21 protein-coding genes and 1 tRNA gene are annotated in these 19,136 nt (G+C 65.2%); 16 read left to right on the top strand and 6 right to left on the bottom strand.

The genetic code is table 11. The features are described 5' to 3' along the window. The first annotated feature begins 87 nt into the window (after window positions 1-87). From ACRQ5J_RS24365 to ACRQ5J_RS24350, 4 genes are read left to right on the top strand one after another with little or no spacing between them, the layout of a single operon-like run. Window positions 88-993: a DMT family transporter gene (locus ACRQ5J_RS24365; RefSeq protein WP_432380521.1), complete on the top strand. Its 906-nt coding sequence runs from the start codon at window positions 88-90 to the stop codon at window positions 991-993. Window positions 994-1,005: 12 nt separating this feature from the next. Continuing rightward, a complete protein-coding gene (locus ACRQ5J_RS24360; RefSeq protein ID WP_432380520.1) occupies window positions 1,006-1,380 on the top strand; it encodes a methylglyoxal synthase in 375 nt (124 codons plus the stop codon). Window positions 1,381-1,396: 16 nt separating this feature from the next. Beyond that, window positions 1,397-2,371, top strand: a complete 975-nt coding sequence (locus tag ACRQ5J_RS24355) for a quinone oxidoreductase family protein (protein WP_432380519.1) — start codon at window positions 1,397-1,399, stop codon at window positions 2,369-2,371. Then, the gene (locus ACRQ5J_RS24350; protein ID WP_432380518.1) at window positions 2,368-2,832 is read left to right on the top strand and encodes a DUF6328 family protein; all 465 of its coding nucleotides are present in this window, start codon (window positions 2,368-2,370) and stop codon (window positions 2,830-2,832) included. The genes ACRQ5J_RS24355 and ACRQ5J_RS24350 overlap by 4 nt, the downstream gene beginning before the upstream one ends. Window positions 2,833-2,840: 8 nt before the next feature. On the opposite strand, the gene ACRQ5J_RS24345 is transcribed toward ACRQ5J_RS24350, so the two are convergent. Beyond that, on the bottom strand, window positions 2,841-3,491 hold the full coding sequence (locus tag ACRQ5J_RS24345) for a DUF4136 domain-containing protein (RefSeq protein WP_432380517.1): 651 nt from the start codon (window positions 3,489-3,491) through the stop codon (window positions 2,841-2,843). Window positions 3,492-3,698: 207 nt separating this feature from the next. On the opposite strand from ACRQ5J_RS24345, the gene pepN reads away from it, so the two are divergent. The 7 genes from pepN to ACRQ5J_RS24310 all read left to right on the top strand — a co-directional run bounded on the left by pepN (window position 3,699) and on the right by ACRQ5J_RS24310 (window position 11,753). After that, window positions 3,699-6,341, top strand: a complete 2,643-nt coding sequence (gene pepN / locus ACRQ5J_RS24340; protein WP_432380516.1) for an aminopeptidase N — start codon at window positions 3,699-3,701, stop codon at window positions 6,339-6,341. A gap of 70 nt (window positions 6,342-6,411) precedes the next feature. After that, window positions 6,412-7,416: a class 1 fructose-bisphosphatase gene (locus tag ACRQ5J_RS24335; protein WP_432380515.1), complete on the top strand. Its 1,005-nt coding sequence runs from the start codon at window positions 6,412-6,414 to the stop codon at window positions 7,414-7,416. A gap of 105 nt (window positions 7,417-7,521) precedes the next feature. Then, window positions 7,522-7,597: transfer RNA gene (locus ACRQ5J_RS24330), tRNA-Thr, on the top strand. Window positions 7,598-7,747: 150 nt separating this feature from the next. Beyond that, window positions 7,748-8,881 carry a GGDEF domain-containing protein gene (locus ACRQ5J_RS24325; RefSeq protein ID WP_432380514.1) on the top strand — a complete coding sequence of 378 codons (1,134 nt, stop codon included), beginning with the start codon at window positions 7,748-7,750 and terminating at the stop codon, window positions 8,879-8,881. 83 nt (window positions 8,882-8,964) lie between these two features. Further along, on the top strand, window positions 8,965-9,657 hold the full coding sequence (locus ACRQ5J_RS24320) for a response regulator transcription factor (RefSeq protein WP_432380513.1): 693 nt from the start codon (window positions 8,965-8,967) through the stop codon (window positions 9,655-9,657). Further along, window positions 9,650-10,819: a sensor histidine kinase gene (locus ACRQ5J_RS24315; RefSeq protein WP_432380512.1), complete on the top strand. Its 1,170-nt coding sequence runs from the start codon at window positions 9,650-9,652 to the stop codon at window positions 10,817-10,819. The genes ACRQ5J_RS24320 and ACRQ5J_RS24315 overlap by 8 nt, the downstream gene beginning before the upstream one ends. A gap of 73 nt (window positions 10,820-10,892) precedes the next feature. Further along, on the top strand, window positions 10,893-11,753 hold the full coding sequence (locus tag ACRQ5J_RS24310) for an alpha/beta hydrolase family esterase (RefSeq protein WP_432380511.1): 861 nt from the start codon (window positions 10,893-10,895) through the stop codon (window positions 11,751-11,753). A gap of 15 nt (window positions 11,754-11,768) precedes the next feature. Here ACRQ5J_RS24310 and ACRQ5J_RS24305 read toward each other — a convergent pair whose 3' ends face one another. The 3 genes from ACRQ5J_RS24305 to ACRQ5J_RS24295 all read right to left on the bottom strand — a co-directional run bounded on the left by ACRQ5J_RS24305 (window position 11,769) and on the right by ACRQ5J_RS24295 (window position 13,973). Next, on the bottom strand, window positions 11,769-11,936 hold the full coding sequence (locus ACRQ5J_RS24305; RefSeq protein WP_432380510.1) for a Flp family type IVb pilin: 168 nt from the start codon (window positions 11,934-11,936) through the stop codon (window positions 11,769-11,771). A gap of 297 nt (window positions 11,937-12,233) precedes the next feature. Next, a complete protein-coding gene (locus ACRQ5J_RS24300; protein WP_432380509.1) occupies window positions 12,234-12,821 on the bottom strand; it encodes a hemerythrin domain-containing protein in 588 nt (195 codons plus the stop codon). Window positions 12,822-12,926: 105 nt separating this feature from the next. Further along, window positions 12,927-13,973, bottom strand: a complete 1,047-nt coding sequence (locus tag ACRQ5J_RS24295; protein WP_432380508.1) for an FUSC family protein — start codon at window positions 13,971-13,973, stop codon at window positions 12,927-12,929. 124 nt (window positions 13,974-14,097) lie between these two features. Between ACRQ5J_RS24295 and ACRQ5J_RS24290 the strand changes: the two genes are divergently transcribed. After that, window positions 14,098-14,985 carry a LysR family transcriptional regulator gene (locus tag ACRQ5J_RS24290; protein WP_432380507.1) on the top strand — a complete coding sequence of 296 codons (888 nt, stop codon included), beginning with the start codon at window positions 14,098-14,100 and terminating at the stop codon, window positions 14,983-14,985. Here the strand turns inward: ACRQ5J_RS24290 and ACRQ5J_RS24285 are convergent. After that, window positions 14,963-15,934, bottom strand: coding sequence for a LysR substrate-binding domain-containing protein (locus ACRQ5J_RS24285; RefSeq protein WP_432380506.1), 972 nt, complete (start codon window positions 15,932-15,934; stop codon window positions 14,963-14,965). The two genes, ACRQ5J_RS24290 and ACRQ5J_RS24285, sit on opposite strands and share 23 nt — an antisense overlap. A 111-nt stretch (window positions 15,935-16,045) precedes the next feature. On the opposite strand from ACRQ5J_RS24285, the gene ACRQ5J_RS24280 reads away from it, so the two are divergent. Next, window positions 16,046-16,702 carry an energy transducer TonB gene (locus ACRQ5J_RS24280; RefSeq protein WP_432380505.1) on the top strand — a complete coding sequence of 219 codons (657 nt, stop codon included), beginning with the start codon at window positions 16,046-16,048 and terminating at the stop codon, window positions 16,700-16,702. Here the strand turns inward: ACRQ5J_RS24280 and ACRQ5J_RS24275 are convergent, their stop codons facing one another. Then, complete coding sequence (locus ACRQ5J_RS24275) at window positions 16,703-17,125, bottom strand: response regulator (RefSeq protein WP_432380504.1); 423 nt, start codon at window positions 17,123-17,125, stop codon at window positions 16,703-16,705. A gap of 198 nt (window positions 17,126-17,323) precedes the next feature. On the opposite strand from ACRQ5J_RS24275, the gene msrA reads away from it, so the two are divergent. The 3 genes from msrA (at window position 17,324) to ACRQ5J_RS24260 (ending at window position 19,097) form a co-directional block, all read left to right on the top strand. Next, window positions 17,324-17,821 (top strand): peptide-methionine (S)-S-oxide reductase MsrA, encoded by a 498-nt coding sequence (gene msrA / locus ACRQ5J_RS24270; protein ID WP_432380503.1) that lies wholly within the window; start codon window positions 17,324-17,326, stop codon window positions 17,819-17,821. A gap of 109 nt (window positions 17,822-17,930) precedes the next feature. Then, window positions 17,931-18,329, top strand: coding sequence for a DUF1842 domain-containing protein (locus tag ACRQ5J_RS24265; protein WP_432380502.1), 399 nt, complete (start codon window positions 17,931-17,933; stop codon window positions 18,327-18,329). Window positions 18,330-18,365: 36 nt separating this feature from the next. Then, on the top strand, window positions 18,366-19,097 hold the full coding sequence (locus tag ACRQ5J_RS24260; RefSeq protein WP_432380501.1) for a YoaK family protein: 732 nt from the start codon (window positions 18,366-18,368) through the stop codon (window positions 19,095-19,097). Window positions 19,098-19,136 lie beyond the last annotated feature (39 nt).

Here is a 19,136-nt window from a genome sequence, read left to right as displayed (position 1 = left end):
GGAACCCATGCTGAGGCGCCCATCAGCGTTCCATGGGTTCCCGCCTGCGCGGGAACGACGGCAAGGCGGATGGCTTACAATCGAGGTATGGATAAAAGCCTCACACACAGCGCTTCGGCGCGGGCCGCCTATCTGGGCGGGTTGGGCATCGCGGTCGGGGGCGCGGTGCTGTTTTCCACCAAGGCCATCGTCGCCAAGCTGCTATACCGCTACCAGATCGACGCGGTCACACTGATCGCCTTCCGCATGCTGTTCTCGCTGCCGGTATTCGCCGCCGTCGCCATCTGGAAAACGCGCGGCGCGGCGCCGCTGTCCAGCGGCGACCGCTGGCGCATCGTCGGCCTCGGGCTGGTCGGCTACTACCTGTCCAGCTTTCTCGACTTCCTCGGCCTGCAATACATCTCGGTCGGCCTGGAACGGCTGATCCTGTTCCTGACGCCGACCTTCGTCCTGCTGATCAGCGCCACCGTGCTCAAGCAGCGCATCGGCCGCAAGCAGTGGCTGGCGCTGCTGATCTCCTACCTCGGCATCGTGCTGGTGTTCCTGCACGACCTGCAAGGCGGCGGCAACGTCGCGCTGGGCGCGTCGCTGGTGACCGGCTCGGCCGCCGCCTACGCCGCCTACCTGCTGCTATCGGGCGAAATGGTCAAGCGGCTCGGCTCGCTGCGGCTGGTGTCGTATGCGATGTGCGTCTCGACCGTGGCCTGCGTCGGCCAGTTCTTCCTGCTACGGCCGGCTTCCGGACTGGTGCAGCCGCTGCCGGTGTACGGCCTGTCGCTGGTCAACGGCCTGCTGTGCACGGTGGCGCCGGTGTTCATGACCATGATCGCCGTCGAACGCATCGGCGCCGGCACCGCCTCGCAGGCTGGTATGATCGGGCCCGTATCCACGCTGTTCCTGGGCGCGCTGCTGCTGGGCGAGCCTGTCACCTCCTGGCAGCTGGGCGGGACTGCCCTGGTGCTGGCCGGGATCTATCTGCTGTCTAAAAAATAAAAGGGATCGACAATGAAGTTCCGCATCGCGCTGATTGCACACGACAAGAAAAAAGACGACATGATTACGCTGGCCAGCGAATACAAGGCCTTCCTCTCGACCTGCGCGCTGGTGGCCACCGGCACCACCGGCGGCCGCCTGGTCAACGAGGTCGGGCTGGAGGTCGAGCGCAAGCACTCCGGCCCGTTCGGCGGCGACTTGCAGATCGGCTCCTTGCTGGTCGAAGGCCAGATCGACTGCGTGATCTTCCTGCGCGACCCGATGACGCCGCAGCCGCACGAACCGGACATCAACGCCCTGGTGCGCGCCTGCGACGTGCACAATACGCCGTGCGCGACCAACGTCGCGTCCGCGCATCTGGTACTGTCTCAGCTCCAGCAACGATAACTATTGGAGGAAGGAAATGGTCAAGGCGATCCGCATCAACCGCGTCGGCGGTCCCGAGGTGATGGAACTGGTGGAGGTGGACCTGCCGCCGCCCGGCCCCGGCGAGGTGCGGATGCGGCATGAAGCCATCGGCCTGAACTACATCGACGTGTATCACCGCACCGGCCTGTACCCGCAGCCGCTGCCTGGCGCGCTGGGCGTCGAGGGCGCCGGCGTGGTGGAGGCGCTGGGCGAGGGCGTCACCGAGCTGCAGGTGGGCGACCGCGTCGCCTACGGCGGCCGCCCGCTGGGCGCGTATGCGGAGGCGCGCAACATCCCGGCCGCGCAACTGCTGGTGCTGCCCAAGCAGATCGAATTCGACACCGCCGCCGCCATGATGCTGCAAGGGCTGACGGTGCAATACCTGTTCCACCGCACGGTGCCGCTGAAGGCCGGCGACACCATCCTGTTCCACGCGGCGGCCGGCGGCGTCGGCCTGATCGCCTGCCAGTGGGCGCGGGTAATGGGCGTCAAGCTGATCGGCACGGTCGGCTCGGCCGAGAAGGCCGCGCTGGCGATCGAAAACGGCGCCACGCACGTGATCAACTACAACGAGGAAAACTTCACCGAGCGGGTCAGGGAGCTGACCGACGGCAAGGGCGTCTCGGCCGTGTACGACTCGATCGGCAAGGACACCTTCACCGGCTCGCTCGATTGCCTGCAGCCGCTGGGCACCATGGTCAGCTTTGGCAACGCCTCCGGCCCGGTGCCGCCGTTCAGCCTGACGGAACTGGCCAGCCGCGGTTCGCTCTTCATCACCCGACCGTCGCTGATGGCCTACACGGCGCAGCGCGCGGACCTGGAGGCGATGGCCAAATCGCTGTTTGGCGTGGTCAGCAGCGGCGAAGTGAAAATCGACATCCGCCAGCGTTACGCGCTGGCCGACGTGCAGCAGGCGCACCGCGACCTGGAAGCGCGCAAAACCACCGGCTCGACGATTCTGCTGCCATGAGCGAGCGTCCGGACTACGACGACAACGAGCGCGACGGGGATGGCGACTTCTCCGACATGCTCAGTGAGATGCGCATCCTGCTGCCAGGGGCGCAAATGCTGTCGGCATTCCTGGTCATCCTGCCGTTCAACTCCGGCTTCGCGCAGATCGTGCACATGGAAAAGCTGCTGTTCCTGGCCACCTTCTTCTTCGCGCTGACCAGCCTGGTGCTACTGAGCGCGCCGGCGATCCAGCACCGCGTAATGCGACCGCTGAAGGACCGGGTGCGTTTCAAGCGCATCGCCACGCGCCAGATCGTCGCTGGCGCCTTCGCGCTGGCGATCGCGCTGGTGCTGGGGACGGACCTGGTCATCTCCGAAGTATTCGGCGCCACGGTCGGCGTCATCGCCGCCGCGCTGATGGCGACGCTGATCCTCATCGTCTGGTGGCTGATGCCGGTCTACCTCAAGCGCCGCCTGTAACGCCGGGTTTATTTCGCCGGCTTCGGCTCCAGCGTGATGTCGATCGTGCGCGGCACGCCGTTTTCGCCGGGGAAGCCGCTGAAGGCGCTTTGCACCAGCGCCGGCATCACGTGCGGCGTGGCCTGGATGCCGCTGGTGTTTTGCACGGTGACGTCATACAGCTTGCGGCCCGTGACCGAGTTGATCGTCACCCGCAGCTGGCGTTGATACTGGTGCTTGATGCGCTCCTCCACCCGCGTCGGGTAGAAGAACGGGTCGTTGTAGAACGGCCGGTAGCCCCAGCGCGAATAACCCCAGCGCGAGTAGCCCCAGCTGTAGCGGCCGTAGTACGGACCCCAGTACGGTCCCATGAACGGGTCTTCCTGCAACACCCGCACCGGATGGTCGATGGTGAAGAATTTCATGCCCACCAGCAACTTCGGCGGCTGGCCTTCGGCGCTCTGGTGGAAGCCCAGCTTGCCCAGTTCCTGCGCCACCAGCAGCTGGTAGTTGCGGTATTCCAGCGTGTCGTCGGCCTCCTGCGGCGCCTCGAAGGCGAACGATTTGTCCTGGATGTCGGCCGGCCAGTCGTTGAACGCCGTCACGTTGCTGTGGATGGTGGTGGCGCAGCCGCTCAGCAGCAGCACAGCGGCGGTCGCCAGGGTGGCGAGATATTTCATGATGGTGCCCTCTCAGATAAGACGGTATTTTCCAGAGCTAAGTGTATGTCGCACGCCTGGATCGTGCACGGATATTACAGAATGTTACCGCATCGTGGAAAGCGGCAACTTACAGCTAGGAAAGCTTGGCGGAATTGCCAATTCGCGCGTCCGCCGACGCCGGTATTGGTAAAATATGCTTTTGCCTCCGTCCATCCAGAGCCTCCCATGCGCACAGACAGCAGCCCAACGACGATTTACCGCAAAGATTACACCCCGCCCGCCTACCTGGTAGACACGGTAGAACTGGGGTTCGACCTGGCCCCCGCGCGCACCGTGGTCGCCAACCGCATGACGCTGCGCCAGAATCCGGCCGCGGCCAGCCGCGACATCGTGCTGCACGGCGAGGAGATCGAGCTGGTGCAGCTGCGCCTCAACGGCCAGCCCTTGCGGGAGGACGATTACCAACTGACCGGCGCCACGCTGACCATCCGCAACGCACCGGCCGAGGTGGTGCTGGAAATCGAAACCCTGTGCGCGCCGGCCGGGAACACCTCGCTGTCCGGCCTGTACGTGTCGAACGGCAACTTCTTCACCCAGTGCGAGGCCGAGGGCTTCCGCCGCATCACCTTGTTCCCCGACCGCCCGGACGTGATGGCCAGGTACACGGTGATGCTGCGCGCCAACAAGGAACAATACCCGGTGCTGCTGTCCAACGGCAACCTGGTCGAAGAGGGCGACCTGGGCGACGGCCGCCACTACGCCAAGTGGGAAGACCCGTTCAAGAAGCCGGCCTACCTGTTCGCGCTGGTCGCCGCCCGGCTGGTGTGCCAGGAAGAGACATTCAGGCTGGCCGACGGCCGCGAGGTGCTGTTGCAGGTCTGGGTCGAAGAGGGCAACCTCGACAAGACCGACTACGCGATGCAGTCGCTCAAGCACTCGATCCGCTGGGACGAGCAGCGCTTCGGCCTGGAGCTGGACCTGGACCGCTTCATGATCGTCGCCGTCGGCGACTTCAACATGGGCGCGATGGAAAACAAGGGGCTGAACATCTTCAACACCAAGTTCGTGCTGGCCAACCCGCGCACCGCCACCGACATCGACTACGCCGGCATCGAGGCGGTGGTCGGCCACGAATACTTCCACAACTGGACCGGCAACCGCGTCACCTGCCGCGACTGGTTCCAGCTGTCGCTGAAGGAAGGCCTGACGGTGTTCCGCGACCAGGAATTCAGCGCCGACATGATCGGCACCGATTCCGGCCGCGCCGTCACCCGCATCGACCAGGTGCGCACGCTGCGCCAGGCCCAGTTCCCCGAGGACGCCGGCCCGATGTCGCACCCGGTGCGCCCGGACTCCTTCGTCGAGATCAACAACTTCTACACCGTCACCGTGTACGAGAAGGGCGCCGAAGTGGTGCGCATGTACCAGACCCTGCTGGGCCGCGACGGCTTCCGCAAGGGCATGGACCTGTACTTTGAGCGCCACGACGGCCAGGCCGTCACCTGCGACGACTTCCGCGCCGCCATGGCCGACGCCAACGGGCGCGACCTGACCCAGTTCGAGCGCTGGTACGACCAGGCCGGCACGCCGGTGGTCAGCGCGCGCACCCGCTACGACGCCGCCAAGGGCAACTTCGACCTGATCCTGTCGCAGCGCGGCCAGCCGGGCCAGCGGCCGTTCCACATCCCGGTGGCGGTCGGCCTGCTGGACGAGCACGGCCGCGACCTGCCGCTGACGCTGGAACACGGCCAGCACGAGCAGGGCGCCACCACCGTCGTGCTGGAGCTGACCGGGCAGGAGCAGATCTTCCGCTTCCGCAACGTCGACGCGCGCCCGGTGCCGTCGATCCTGCGCGACTTCTCGGCGCCGGTGATCCTCGAATACGACTACACCGACGACGAACTGCTGCACCTGTTCAAGCACGACAGCGACCCGGTCAACCGCTGGGAAGCCGGCCAGCGCCTGGCGATGGCGCGCCTGCTGAAGCTGACCGCGCAGGTGGCCGCGCATAACGAGCACAATCTCAAGCTCGACCCGACCTTCATCAGCGCCATGCGCAGCGTGCTGACCGACGAGACGCTGGACCCGGCCTTCCGCGAGCTGGCGCTGATCCTGCCGTCGGAAACCATCGTTGCCGAGCAGATGGACGTGGTCGATCCGCAAGCGATCCACACGGCGCGCCAGTTCATGCGCCGCACCATCGGCGCCGCGCTCAAGGAGCAATTGCTGGCGCAATACCACGCCAACCAGACGCCGGGCGAGTACAGCCCGGACGCGCTGTCGGCCGGCAAGCGCGCGCTGAAGAACCTGTGCCTGTCCTACCTGATGGTGGCGCCGGAGCTGGCCGAGCTCAAGCTCGCGCAGCAGCAGTTCGAGCGCGCCACCAACATGACCGACCGCGCGGCCGCGCTGGTGGCGATGATCCACAGCGGCGCCGAGTCCGGCCCCTACCTGAGCGCCTTCTACAACGACTTCGCCAACGAGGCGCTGGTGGTCGACAAATGGTTCGCCATGCAGGCGGCCGCGCCGACCACCAACGTGGCGGCGGTGCGCCAGCTGATGGAGCATCCGGCCTTCACGCTGAAAACGCCGAACCGGGCGCGCGCGCTGATCTTCAACTTCACCAACGCCAACCCGGCGCAGTTCCACGCGGCCGACGGCAGCGCCTACGCATTCTGGGCCGAGTACGTCATCAAGCTGGACGCGATCAACCCGCAGGTGGCGGCGCGCCTGGCGCGCGCCATGGACCGCTGGCGCCGCTACGCGCCGGCGCTGCAGGCGAAGATGAAGCAGGCGCTGGAGCAGGTCGCCGCCCAGAAGCTGTCGAACGACGTCGCCGAAGTCGTCACCAAGGCGCTGGCCAACTAACCGTCGTTCCCGCGCAGGCGGGAATCCATACCGAGCCAAAGCAGATTTACATTTACCTCCAAGGGAACCCATGAAACGAGTCAGCCTCACCCAATATCTGGTGGAAGAGCAACGCCAGAACAACACCATCCCGGCCGAACTGCGGCTGCTGATCGAAGTGGTCGCGCGCGCGTGCAAAACCATCAGCCACTCGGTTGGCAAGGGCGCGCTGGGCGAAGTGCTGGGCACCGCCGAGACCGAAAACATCCAGGGCGAAGTGCAGAAGAAGCTGGACATCATCTCCAACGAAATCCTGCTGGAAGCCAATGAATGGGGCGGCCACCTGGCGGCCATGGCGTCGGAAGAAATGGAATCGATCCACCCGATCCCGAACCGCTATCCGAAAGGCGAATACATGCTGCTGTTCGATCCGCTGGACGGCTCGTCGAACATCGACGTCAACGTCTCGATCGGCACCATCTTCTCGGTGCTGAAGGCGCCCGAAGGCATGACCCAGCCGAGCGAGGCGGACTTCATGCAGGCCGGCACCCGCCAGGTCGCCGCCGGCTACGCCGTCTACGGCCCGCAGACGATGCTGGTGCTGACCACCGGCCACGGCGTCAACTGCTTCACGCTGGACCGCGAGATGGGTTCGTGGGTGCTGACCCAGCGCGACATCCAGATCCCGGCCAAGACCAAGGAATTCGCCATCAATATGTCGAACCAGCGCCACTGGCACCCGCCGGTGCAGCGCTACATCAGCGAACTGCTGGCCGGCGACACCGGCCCGCGCGGCACCAACTTCAACATGCGCTGGATCGCCTCGATGGTGGCCGACGTGCACCGCATCCTGAACCGCGGCGGCATCTTCATGTACCCGGCCGACACCCGCGACACCTCGATGCCGGGCAAGCTGCGCCTGATGTACGAAGCCAACCCGATGGCCTTCATCGTCGAGCAGGCGGGCGGCGCCGCCACCGACGGCAAGCAGCGCATCATGGACATCCAGCCGACCAAGCTGCACCAGCGCGTGCCGGTGTTCCTCGGTTCGCGCGACGAAGTGGCGGTGGTCACCGGCTACCACAACGAGGGCTGATCAGCCTCCGATCCGCATAAGGCAATGAAATTATTGCAACTGGACTAAAATTTATCGTTTTAGGGCTGGTTGGAGTGCAGGTTCTTTGTTAGAATGCGGGTCGTCGCCGCTGTAGCTCAGTCGGTAGAGCAGCGCATTCGTAATGCGAAGGTCACCAGTTCGATTCCGGTCAGCGGCACCAAGAAATCTGAAAAACCCGTTTTCCTGCAAAGGAAAGCGGGTTTTTTGTTGTCCGCTTGGCGACAGTGCGTATCATTGCCCTGTGGCCGGCCGGATTATTTGTGAGAGTTAGACAGTGCTTCGAATCGACGTATCCTCCCTGCTCATTGCCATGACGCTCAATTTGCTGATCATGGTCGTGGCGCTGCCTTACTTCATGGGGCAGGTGAACCGTGCCGCGCGCTGCGCGCAGATGGGCATCGTGTTGCAGACGGCGGGCTGGATTTCCTTGCTGCTGTCGAGTACCTTTCCGCGCGGCGGCGTGGGCGATCACCTGCTGTCGACGCTGGCGATGGCTTGCGTCTCCAGCGGCATGGTGTTCAACGCCTTCGCCTTTGAACTGTGGTGCGGCCGCAAGGCGAGTGCGCGCGCGCCAGCCATCATCGCGCTGGTGATGACCGTCGGCTATGGCATCGGTTTTTCCAGCTATGCGTTCCGTACCGGCTGGGCCAACGGCCTGCTGGCCTTGCAGATCGCCACCGTCGTGTTCATGTTGTGCCGCAGGCCGCAGGTGCCGGTTGGCCGCTGGCGCTGGCTGCTGGTGATTTCGCTGTTGATCCAGATGGTGGTGCTGGCCTGGCGCGGCGTGCTGGGCGCGTTCTACACCGCCGAGTTTCCGAATTTTTATACGCCGCATCTGCTGAACCAGGTGTTTGCCCTGTCGTCCAACGCCATGATGGTGCTGTCGATGATGGCCATCCTGCTCGCGCACCGCGACGAGGCGGCGCGCGAGCTGGAAATGCTGGCCACGCTGGACGGCCTGACCGGCGCTTTGAACCGGCGCGCGTGGTTGTTGCAGTCCGGCATAGACCTGGCCAGCAGCGTACGCTACCAGCAGCCGCTGGGCGTGTTGCTGCTGGATCTGGACTACTTCAAGCAAATCAACGATACGCATGGCCACGCGGTCGGCGACCGCGCGTTGCAGCTGTTCGTCAAGGGCTTGCGCGCCGTGAGCCGGGCCGGTGACGTGTTCTGCCGCTATGGCGGCGAAGAATTCTGCGTGCTGCTCAACTGCGCCGATTTCGCGGCGGTGATGTCGTACGACGAACGCATGCGCCAGTGGCTGGCGCAGCACTCGGCCAATGAGCTGGGCTTTGCGCTGTCCTACAGCGGCGGCCTCGCCATGCGCCTGCACGATGGCGACACCATCGATGCCATGCTGGAGCGCGCCGACGTCGCCCTTTACCAGGCGAAGTCAGAGGGACGCGGACGCACGCTGGCCAGTTCGCTGCCACCCGGCACGTAAGCGCCGGTCGCGGCCGGCCAGCGGCAAATTCCTGGCCGGTGGCAGTAGCTGTTAGGATTACATTTTGTGCCAATACAAAGTCCATGCCGCGCAGCCCCCTGTCCATTCTGGTAGTAGAAGACCACCCGACCATTGCGCGTCAGGTGGTTGATTTTCTGGACGGCTTGAACTGGCACGCCGACCATGCCGCTACCGGCGCGCTGGCGATCGACCTGGCCACGCGCGAGCCTTACGACGTCGTGCTGCTGGACCTGAATCTGCCCGATGTGGACGGGCTGGCAGTCTGCCGCGCGATCAAGCAGCGCGCGCCGCGCAATGTGCCGGTGCTGATGCTGACCGCGCGCGATGCTTTCGAGGACAAGGCGCGCGGATTCCACGAGGGCGCCGATGATTATCTGACCAAGCCCTTCGATCTGCGCGAGCTGGCCCTGCGCTGCGAAGCGCTGGCGCGGCGCGGCCAGTTGCACGTCAGCCAGCAGATGCAGCTTGGCCCACTGACCTTGCTGCAACGGGAGAAACGCGCACTCTACAACAGCACGCCGCTGGCGCTGACGCAGATCGGTTTCCAGCTGCTGCTCAAGCTGTGCACGGCGTACCCGCAAGCCGTGTCGCGTTCGGCGCTGATGCATGAGGTGTGGGGCGCCAATCCGCCGGACAGCGATGCGCTGAAGTCGCATATCTACGCGTTGCGCAAGCAGCTGGAGCGGGCCGGGGCGGAACAGATGATCGTCACCATTCCGCAGTTGGGCTACCGTGTGGTGCTGCCCGATGTTTAGCTCGATCCGGCACGGCCTGTTCGCGGCGCTGGCCAGCTTCACGGTGCTGATCTGCCTGTGCTACACCGGGCTGGCCCTGGTCATTTCGTACGTGACGGAAGATATGCTGATCGACCGCCTGCTGGAGCGCGAGGCGTCTGGCATGGTGGCGCATTTCCGCGAACATGGTGAGATCCGGCAGCCGGCCAGCGATGTTATCCGGGCGTATCGCGGCGCGGAGGCGCTGCCGGCGGTGGTGCAGGCGCAGCTTGCGGCTGGCCGAGAGCGCGCGGAGATTGCCAGCGACACCGGCCAGCACTATCACTTGCGCACCCTGTATCTGCCGGAGCAGAAGGTGTATCTGCTGGCCGACGCGCGGCCGTTGCTGGTGGTGTCTAAGCTGTTCCAGGAGGTCGGCGGCTTGCTGACGGCCGTAGCGCTGGGATTGATCGCGCTGGCCCTGTTGCTGGCGTACTGGCTGTCGCGGCGGCTGGTGTCGCCATTGCTGGCATTGGCCGACGAGGTGCGCGGCCGGACGCCGCAGTTCAGCGCCGCGCAACGGCGGGACGAAATCGGCTATCTGGCGCGCAAGCTTGATGCCACGCTGGGACAGTTACAGGCGTCGCTGGCGCGTGAGCATGCCTTCACGCGCGATGTCAGCCACGAGCTGCGCACGCCGTTGACGGTGATGAACAATACGCTGGCCGCGTCACGCCCGCTGACCGGGCAGGACGTGGCGCAGTTGCAAGCCGGCCTGGCGGAGATCGGCAATACCGTCGATGTGCTGTTCGCGCTGGCGCGCGCCGAACATATCGCGCGGGAGGTGGTTGAGCTGCGCGGCTGCATCGAGGAAGGTCTGCTGCGGCTGATGAGCGAGGGTGTTGAACTGACGCTGGATTTGCCGGAGCGGCTGCCAGTGCGCGGCAACCGGCATCTGATTGCGCTGCTGGTCAATAACTGCCTGGGCAACGCCTTGTTTCATGGCGGGCCTGCGGCGCGGCTGAACGTGTCGTTTGCTGATGGCTTGCTCAGTATTGAAAATAGCGTCAGCGGGACGTCCGCCATCCACGGCTTCCAGCACGGCCAGAATCTGCTGCAACGTATTGCAATAGCCATGGACTGGGAAATCAGTTTCCATGCCGGCGAGACGGTGTACCGCGTCGATATCGTGCCGCTTCAATAATCTGCGATATTTCACCGCGATTTCACCTGCGGTTTCGTATGCTGCATGCTCCTTAACTTAGCGAGTGCGCATCATGAAAATGCTGATCGGTTTCCTTACCCTTGTGTGTCTTTCCATGCCGGCGTTGGCGCAGGTGAAGTCGCTGGTCTACAAGGAGGACAAGCGGCGCTATATCGTCTACACGCCGCCATCGTATGAGTCGCAGCCGCAGAAGGCGTATCCGGTGGTGTTCAATTTCCATGGCAGCGGCATGACCATGGCCGAGCAGATGCTGTACACGCAAATGAACCGGGCGGGGGACCGGCATCAGTTTATTGTCGTCTATCCGCTGGGGATCAAGCAGGACTGGAATGTCGGCTTTGGCATGTCCTATCTTGAAGGCACCGACGATATCGGCTTTACCGAAGCGCTGCTGACCAGGTTAAAGCAGGATTACCGCGTGGATGCGCAACGCGTGTATGCGACCGGTTTGTCGCGTGGCGGGTTTTTCTCGTTGCGGATCGCGGCGGAGTTGCCGCACCTGTTTGCGGCGGTGGCGTCAGTTGGCGGGCCGATGCCGGAGCCGGTGATGCGGCACCACACAAAGGCCGGCAGTGTGGGCGTGTTGCTGATACACGGCACGGCGGACCAGGTGGTGGCCTACGGCGGCAAGGCCGGCGGCTATTTGTCCGCAGAAGATAGTTATAGTTACTGGATCAAGCGCAACGGCATCGCCGCTGGCGGCACGGCGCGCCTGATCGATACCGACGCCGACGACGGCACCAGCGTGCGCTGGCAGGAGCAGGGCAATGTGGCGTTGGCGACGGTCAGGGAGGGCGGCCATACCTGGCCGGGCGCCGATCCATTCAACGTCGGCCTGCCGATCGGCAAGACGACGCGCGATATCGATGGCAATGAGGTGATCTGGCAGTTCTTCGACCAGCATCGCAAATGACGTCTAACCGGACGATTACGAGGACTTGATCAGGCCCGAGATGTAGGTCAGCGAAGCGGTGATTTTCGGACCAAGGATGGCCAGGCCGGCGGTGATGGCGGCGGCGATGGCGGCGGCCATCAGGGCGTATTCGATGGCGGTGATGCCGTCTTCGCTGGCGATGAAGTTTTTGATTGCGTTCATGATTGAATCCTCGTTAAGTTGGTTAGATAGGGGCTAAATCAACTAAAACGGGGTTCAGGTTTTAGGTACTGCGTGTTGTGTGTCGATGAAAGACATTCTACGCACCGTCGGGCCGCCGCACATCCGACAAACGTCACGATCTGCAGTGACATTTGTCCTGCCCACGTCGTTCCCGCGAAGGCGGGAACCCATACAACTTAGGCATTCCTGCAACCTTGCGGCATACTCGGCATGGGTTCCCGCCTTCGCGGGAACGACGAGGGGCGGCACTCGTCGTTCCCGCACAAGGGGCAGACGTCACGCCGGCCTGGCGGCCCTCTTGCTCAACAGTAGCGCAGCTGCCGCCGTACCCACCACACCCAGCACCAGCGCAGCGGTGCTGCCGGAGAAGCCAACCGCGGTTTCCATGGCGATCTTGCCTGCCTTGGGCCCGACCAGTTCCAGCCGGCGCTTGGTCATCGCCACGCCCAGCTCGCTGAGGCGGTCCTTGCCCAGCAGGCGCTCGGCATGCGGCAGCAGCACGGTTTCCTCGTCGGCCACATGGTGGATGACGTCGCGCATCAGTTGTTGCAGCAGCTGGGCGTGGCGCACCTCGGTGGCCGGCGTGGCGCGCAGCTCGCTGATGAGACGGCGCATTTCGTTATGTTCCGGCACGCTTTTCAGCAGCACCGGCTCGTCGTTGTCGATCCCGCGCATGGCCGGGTAGAACAGTTCCTCCTCCAGCGTGGCGTGGATTTCCAGCGCGTCGCAGATGGTTTCGGCCAGCGCCTTTTTGACCTTGGGCCTGGCATCGGCCGTGTACTGGTGGAAAGTGACCAGCACATGCGAGTGATCGAAGCGGATCATGTCGGTGATGGTCGGGCTGAGTTTTTTGAGTGCAAACATGGCGATGTCTCCTGGCGTCAGACTGCTGGGACTTCCATCATAGCCAGCGCGCCGCGCAGGCGGCGTAGGACGACGCCGATTTGCCTGTCGGACTGCGGCGCGCGTTTATTTCTTGAAGCGCTCGGTCAGCGGCCACAAGGTCAGCGTCGCGGCGATGGCGATGGCGCTGCCCAGCAGGTTGTTCTCCAGCCGCGCCAGCGCGTAGCTGTAGTCGATGGCCGGCATCGCGTAATCGGCCACCAGGATGAACGACGGCGTCAGGAAGGCCACGAATACGCTGTAGCCGACCGGGCGCAAGGCCATCGTCAGGCCGATCAGCGGGAACACCGCCAGCGCGATCTGCAGCGGCGTTTGCGCCAGGCCACCGATGGCCACCGCGATCAGCGTGCCGACCACGGTGCCGGCCGCGCGTTCCAGGCTGCGCGGCAGCGTGCCCGAGGCGGACGGCTGCAAGATCAGCAGCACCGCCATGGTGGCCCAGTAGCCGCACGGCAGTTGCAGCATGTGGACGGTGAGGTAGGCGGCGGTGGTGGCGATGCCGAGCCGCAGCGCGAAGTGCATGCCGTCGCTCGAGCGCGAGGCATGCTCGCGCAGCGTCGCCAGCGCCTCGCGCACGGTTCGCTCGGCCGCTTGTTGCCAGGTGGTGTGCTGCGGTTCCGGCGCGAACGGACGGATCTGCCAGATCAGCATGCTCAGGGCGGTGGCGAACAGGCAGCCCAGCAGGTACAGGCCGAGGTAGCCCATGTGGCCGGACGCTGCCGACGGATGGTCGATCATCACCACGCAGGCGGTGGCGGCCAGGATCGCCACCTGGTAAGGACGGTCGCCCCAGATGCGGGTCAGGCCGGCCAGCGTGACGAAGATCAGGATCGCCAGCGCGCCGGCGGTGGCGCTCAGCGAGGCGGTGTAGGTGACCAGCGCGCCGCCGACGGTGGAGAGCAGCGCGAACGACAGCATCGACGCCAGCCGGCTGCGCGCGGTGTCCGGCGCGGTGGCCAGCGAGGTCCAGAAGGCGCCGATGGCGGCCCACGAGAAATCCGGCACGTTCAGCGCGCAGCCCAGCAGCAGCATCAGGGCGGAGGCCGAGGCGGCGCGCATCCCTTCCAGCAGATTGGCCTTGGCGGCGGTCGTGGTGATCAGATTCTTCAGCATGGAGACAGGTTAAGAGAGCGGCGCCCGCAAATCCAATATTTCGTGCCAGTCTCTTCAAGACGAAAAAGATATCGATACGCCGTTTCGCGGCGTTTTTTGAGATAAGCATAAATAAGGGAAAAATATGGAATTTCGCCAGTTGCGCTATTTCCTGGCGGTGGCCGAGCACTTGCATTTCACCGTGGCGGCCGAGCGGCTGGGCATCGCGCAGCCGCCGTTGAGCCAGCAGATCATCAAGCTGGAACGCGAGATCGGCACCAAGCTGTTCATCCGCCACCCGCGCCGGGTCGAGCTGACCGAGGCCGGCGCCATCTTCAAGGAGCGCGCGCAGCGCGTGCTGGAAGACGCCAACGACGCGCTGGAACACGTCAAGATGGCGGCGCGCGGCGAGAGCGGCCACCTGTCGATCGGCTTCGCCGGCTCCACCGTGTTCCATCCGACGGTGGCGCGGCTGCTGCGCCGCTTCCGCGAGGATTATCCGGGCGTCAAGATCCGCACCGAGGAGAGCAACGCCGCCGCGCTGGTGGGCAAGCTGGCCGACGCCCAGGTCGATTGCGCCATGATCCGCCTGCCGCTGGACTGCGGCGACGCCATTGTCACGCCGCTGCTGCAGGAGAAGATGATTGCCGTGCTGCCCAGCGGCCACGCGCTCGGGCGGCGCCGCACCATCGACCTGAAGCAGTTGGCCGCCGATCCCTTCATCCTGTATCCGCGCGCGATCGGGCCGGAGCTGTACGACGCCATCATCAGCGCCTGCCATGCGGCCGGCTTTTCGCCGAAGATCGGGATGGAGTCGCCGCAGATTTCGTCCGGCGTGAACATGGCGGCGGCGGGCTTCGGCGTGGCCATCATCCCGGAATCGATCGGCCAGTTCCGCGCCGAGGGCGTGACTTACCAGGACATCAGCAACAAGGACCTGGGCACGGCCATCGCGCTGATCACGCGGCCGCGCGAAAAATCAGTCACGGTGAACAATTTCCGCGAACTGGTCAAGCAGTTTCACCGCCGCTGAGATGGGCAAAGCTGTGCAGCGGGCCGGCGGCGTCGCCGGCCGCCATCGCCTGCGCCAGCGTGTGCATATCGCGTTCCAGCCGCTTGCGCATGGCGCCCAGCAGCAGCCGCACGAAAGACGACGCCGGCTGGCCGGCCGGGCGCACGGTCAGCGCGGTATAGGTCAGCTGCTCGGAGAACGGCCGGAACACCAGGCCCGCGTGCAGGTAGTCGCAGGCGGTAACCGGGTTGACGATGGCGACGCCGACCTGGTTGCGCACCAGCTCGCACTGGCTGATGGTGAACGGGCACTCGACCACCGTGTTCAGCTCCACCCCGTGCTGGCGGCAGATGCGCTCCAGCCGCAGGCTGACGCTGTCCTCGGGATTGAGCGCGATGAACGGATGGCGCGCTAGCATGGCCGGCGTGATGCGCTTGTGGCGCGCCAGCGCGTGGCCGGCGGGCAGGGCGACCACGCCGAAGTAATGGGCGAACAGCGTCGCCTCGATGCCGTTGGTGGAAACGTCGTCGGCCACCACGCCCAGCTCCGCCTCGTTGGCGAGGATGCGCTTGCGCACCTCGGCCGACCCCATGATTTGCAGCGACACCAGCGTGCGTTCGCGCTCGCGCGTCAGGTCGGCCAGCACGCGCGGCAGGAAGCCGACGCCGATGCCGGGAAAGCTGGCGACGCGCACGCGGCCCTCGCTGAAGCGCCGCAGGGAGCGCAGCCGTTGTTCGATCACCTCCAGGCCGACAAAATGGCGCTCCACCTCGGCCAGCAGCGCGCGTGCCTCCGGCGTCGGTTGCAGCTTGCCGCCGCCGCGCTCGAACAGCGCCAGCCCGGCCGATTTTTCCAGCCGGCGCAGCGACTGGCTCACGGCCGGCTGCGTCAGCTGCATCAGCCGGGCGGCCTTGGTGGCCGAGCCGGTGGTCATTACCACGCGGAAGATTTCGATCTCGCGGCTAAGCATGGGCAGGGTGGGGCATGGTGGTCCGTGGTTGAGGTGCTGGCGCGGCAATTTTACAAGACCGCCGGCGCGCTGCAACTGGCCGCCGCCAAATAAGCGCGCTATGATCGCGGCATGAACCAGAAATTGCTGGCGCTTGCCGCCGTTTGCGTGATCTTCGCCGTCATCAACCTCGGCAGCCGCGCCGCCCAGCCGGGGCCGCGCCAGGCGCCGTTCGCGGCGCTGGTCAGCCCCGCCAGCTGTGCCCAGCCGCAGTGGCCGGCCGAGGCGGTCCGCTATGAAATCACCGGCGCCACCACGGTGCGCTTTCAGATCGGCGAGGACGGCAAGGTGCTGCGCCCGGCCGTTACCCACAGCAGCGGCTGGGGCATACTCGACGCCGCCGCCGTGGCCGGCATCGCCCGCTGCGTGTTCAAGCCGGGGCTGGCCGAGGCGCGCGAGGGCGCCGTGTTCGCGCTGCAATATGTATGGCAGTTCAGCGACGCGCCGGCCGCGCGGCCGCTGCTGGTCAAGGATAGCTGCGCGCCGTCGGACCGGTTTGCCGGCTTCCGCGAGGCCGACCAGCGCCCGAGCGGCGCCGACGGCATGCTGCTGCGCTTCCTGCTGGACGCCGACGGCGCGCCGCGGCGCGTGGTGGCCGAGCCGAACGGCCAGCCGCCGGCGCTGGCCGGGCAGGCCGCGGCCTATTTGCAGACTTGCCGCTTCGCCTACCAGGCGGGACAGGCGGGCGAGCGCACCGATACCGGCTTCGGCCGGGTGCTGTTGAAATAATCAGGAGGCGGCATCGACCGCCGGGGCGGCCCGCTGCTGGCGCTTGGCCAGCGCGTTGCCGACGGCGGCCAGGATGCGGTCCAGATTGGCCGGCTTGATCACGTGCTCGTCGAAGCCGGTATCGGCCACGCGCTGGCGGGTCAGCACGTCGCCCCAGGCGGTGAAGGCGATCAGCGCCACATCGTCGAAGTCCGGCACGGCGCGCAGCGCGGCCGCCACCTGGTAGCCATCCATGCCGGGCATGCCGAGGTCGAGCAGCACCGCGTGCGGCTGGAACGTGCGCACCGCCTCCAGGCCGGGCAGGCCGGCATAGGCGACGGCGGTGCGATAGCCGTGCAGTTCCAGCAGCTCGGCCGAAATGTCGGCCGCTGCGCTATTGTCGTCGACGACTAAAATACGTTGGATAGAATTGGTCTGGTCCATGATAGTGAACGAAAGGTGAAACGACGTTCGGCTGGGTCCAGGCCGGGAGATAGGGAAGCGCGACAAACTGGGGGGCACGCGGGGCGGAAGCTGAATGGCTTTCCTGGCGTCAATTATAGAGGGATTTCCTTCGTTTGCTTGAAGAAATATGCATCTGTCTCCAAATTGAGTAAGAACGTTTATGGAAAGGAATGAAATATGACGACCGAAAAAGTGATACTGGCCGGCGGCTGCTTCTGGGGCATGCAGGATTTGATCCGCAAAATGCCGGGCGTGGTCAGCACCCGGGTCGGCTACAGCGGCGGCGATGTGGCCAACGCCACCTACCGCAACCATGGCAGCCACGCGGAGGCGATCGAGATCGTGTTCGATCCGGCCGTCACCAGCTACCGCAAGATCCTGGAATTTTTCTTCCAGATCCATGACCCCAGCACGCCCAACCGCCAGGGCAACGACCTCGGCACGAGTTATCGTTCGGCCATCTTTTATGCCAGCGCCGAACAGAAGGCGGTGGCCGAAGACACCATCGCCGACGTCAACGCCTCGGGCCTGTGGCCGGGCAAAGTGGTGACCGAGCTGGCGCCCGCAGGGCCGTTCTGGGAGGCCGAACCGGAGCACCAGGACTACCTGCAACGCATTCCCAATGGCTACACCTGCCATTACGTGCGGCCTGACTGGGTCTTGCCGCGTCGTTAAAATCCTTTAAGAAACAAAGGCTTGGCAATCCGAAGGTAATCGGAAGGAAAGATTTCAGCGCAAGACCTACAGTGGCGACCTGTTACACATCTTCACTTTAGGAATTGCCATGAGTCAATTATTTGCTGCCGTCTACGAAATCCACAGCGCCACCCTGGGCCGTCCGTCCTTGCGCCTGAACCTGGTGATCAACCGCGTCAACGGCAGCGCGGTCGGCACCGCTACGGTGGAAACCGTGACCGGCGACATCCATGAAATGTCGGTGCGCGGCCACCACGTGGAAATCGACAGCGGCGATCCCTTGCAGGCCATCGTGCTGGCCGGCACGCGGCCGATTTTCGCTACCCACGACGAGCAGCCGAGTTCCTTCCAGGCCCTGATGGTGCTGCCGACCGCGTGGAAGGAGGGCCAGGCCTACTTCAAGATGAGTTTGGGCAAATTCCAGCCGCGCGTGATTGATGTGCGCGATGGGATCGCACGCGCTGTGTTGCCGGAGACGGTCTACTAGTATATGTTGGAGGCTTGCCCCCACCCCGAGGCCTCCATGCCGATGCACTACCTGCGCAGCTACGCCAGCCCGCAACGCGACGACGTCGGCAACCGCCGGCTCGGCCGCTCGCTGGCGTTCGTGGCCGGCGCGGTCAACGCCGGCGGGTTTTTTGCCGTGGGGGAATATACCTCGCATATGTCCGGCGTGGTGTCGGCGCTGGCCGACAACCTGGTGCTGGGCAAGTTCACGCTGCTGCTGGCCGGCCTCGGCTCGCTGCTGGCCTTCTTTCTCGGCGCCGCCACCTCGGCCATCCTGATCAACTGGGGCCGGCGGCGCGCCGCCCATAGCCGCTGCGCGCTGCCGCTGTTGCTGGAGGCGGCGCTGCTGCTGGCGTTCGGCTTGCTGGGCGCGCGGCTGGCGGCGCACGGCCATATCGCCGCCACCGTGGCGCTGCTGTGCTTTGTCATGGGGCTGCAAAACGCCATCGTCAGCAAGGCCTCGCGCTCGGAAATCCGCACCACCCACGTCACCGGCCTGGTGACCGACATCGGCATCGAGCTGGGCAAGCTGCTGTACTGGAACCGCGACGCCGGCGCCGATGGCCGCGTCACCGCCGACCGCCGCCGCTTGTCGCTGCTCAGTTCCCTGCTGGCGATGTTCCTGGGCGGCGGCCTGGCCGGCGCGGTCGGTTTTCAGTATCTCGGCTTCAGCGCCACGGTGCCGCTGGCGCTGGCCCTGCTGTTGCTGGCGGCGGTGCCGCTGCTCGACGATGTGCGCGGCGGCTAGACACCGGTGCGTCGGTTTACCGCAGAACTTGGTATGATG

Origin of the sequence: Duganella sp. P38 (assembly GCF_050859475.1) — a bacterium.
In the GTDB taxonomy this organism is placed as follows: domain Bacteria; phylum Pseudomonadota; class Gammaproteobacteria; order Burkholderiales; family Burkholderiaceae_D; genus Rugamonas.
Note: the sequence above shows the minus strand (reverse complement) of the source record. Positions and strands in the feature narration are given on the sequence as shown.

Coding starts and splice junctions, on each gene's coding strand:
- ACRQ5J_RS24290 (WP_432380507.1), top strand. CDS start 14,098: ATGGAATTTCGCCAGTTGCGCTATTTCCTGGCGGTGGCCGAGCACTTG.
- ACRQ5J_RS24345 (WP_432380517.1), bottom strand. CDS start 3,491: ATGAAATATCTCGCCACCCTGGCGACCGCCGCTGTGCTGCTGCTGAGC.
- ACRQ5J_RS24305 (WP_432380510.1), bottom strand. CDS start 11,936: ATGAACGCAATCAAAAACTTCATCGCCAGCGAAGACGGCATCACCGCC.
- ACRQ5J_RS24285 (WP_432380506.1), bottom strand. CDS start 15,934: ATGCTTAGCCGCGAGATCGAAATCTTCCGCGTGGTAATGACCACCGGC.
- ACRQ5J_RS24275 (WP_432380504.1), bottom strand. CDS start 17,125: ATGGACCAGACCAATTCTATCCAACGTATTTTAGTCGTCGACGACAAT.
- ACRQ5J_RS24350 (WP_432380518.1), top strand. CDS start 2,368: ATGAGCGAGCGTCCGGACTACGACGACAACGAGCGCGACGGGGATGGC.
- ACRQ5J_RS24355 (WP_432380519.1), top strand. CDS start 1,397: ATGGTCAAGGCGATCCGCATCAACCGCGTCGGCGGTCCCGAGGTGATG.
- ACRQ5J_RS24300 (WP_432380509.1), bottom strand. CDS start 12,821: ATGTTTGCACTCAAAAAACTCAGCCCGACCATCACCGACATGATCCGC.
- ACRQ5J_RS24260 (WP_432380501.1), top strand. CDS start 18,366: ATGCCGATGCACTACCTGCGCAGCTACGCCAGCCCGCAACGCGACGAC.
- ACRQ5J_RS24310 (WP_432380511.1), top strand. CDS start 10,893: ATGAAAATGCTGATCGGTTTCCTTACCCTTGTGTGTCTTTCCATGCCG.
- ACRQ5J_RS24335 (WP_432380515.1), top strand. CDS start 6,412: ATGAAACGAGTCAGCCTCACCCAATATCTGGTGGAAGAGCAACGCCAG.
- ACRQ5J_RS24360 (WP_432380520.1), top strand. CDS start 1,006: ATGAAGTTCCGCATCGCGCTGATTGCACACGACAAGAAAAAAGACGAC.
- msrA (WP_432380503.1), top strand. CDS start 17,324: ATGACGACCGAAAAAGTGATACTGGCCGGCGGCTGCTTCTGGGGCATG.
- ACRQ5J_RS24295 (WP_432380508.1), bottom strand. CDS start 13,973: ATGCTGAAGAATCTGATCACCACGACCGCCGCCAAGGCCAATCTGCTG.
- ACRQ5J_RS24365 (WP_432380521.1), top strand. CDS start 88: ATGGATAAAAGCCTCACACACAGCGCTTCGGCGCGGGCCGCCTATCTG.
- ACRQ5J_RS24280 (WP_432380505.1), top strand. CDS start 16,046: ATGAACCAGAAATTGCTGGCGCTTGCCGCCGTTTGCGTGATCTTCGCC.
- pepN (WP_432380516.1), top strand. CDS start 3,699: ATGCGCACAGACAGCAGCCCAACGACGATTTACCGCAAAGATTACACC.
- ACRQ5J_RS24265 (WP_432380502.1), top strand. CDS start 17,931: ATGAGTCAATTATTTGCTGCCGTCTACGAAATCCACAGCGCCACCCTG.
- ACRQ5J_RS24320 (WP_432380513.1), top strand. CDS start 8,965: ATGCCGCGCAGCCCCCTGTCCATTCTGGTAGTAGAAGACCACCCGACC.
- ACRQ5J_RS24325 (WP_432380514.1), top strand. CDS start 7,748: ATGACGCTCAATTTGCTGATCATGGTCGTGGCGCTGCCTTACTTCATG.
- ACRQ5J_RS24315 (WP_432380512.1), top strand. CDS start 9,650: ATGTTTAGCTCGATCCGGCACGGCCTGTTCGCGGCGCTGGCCAGCTTC.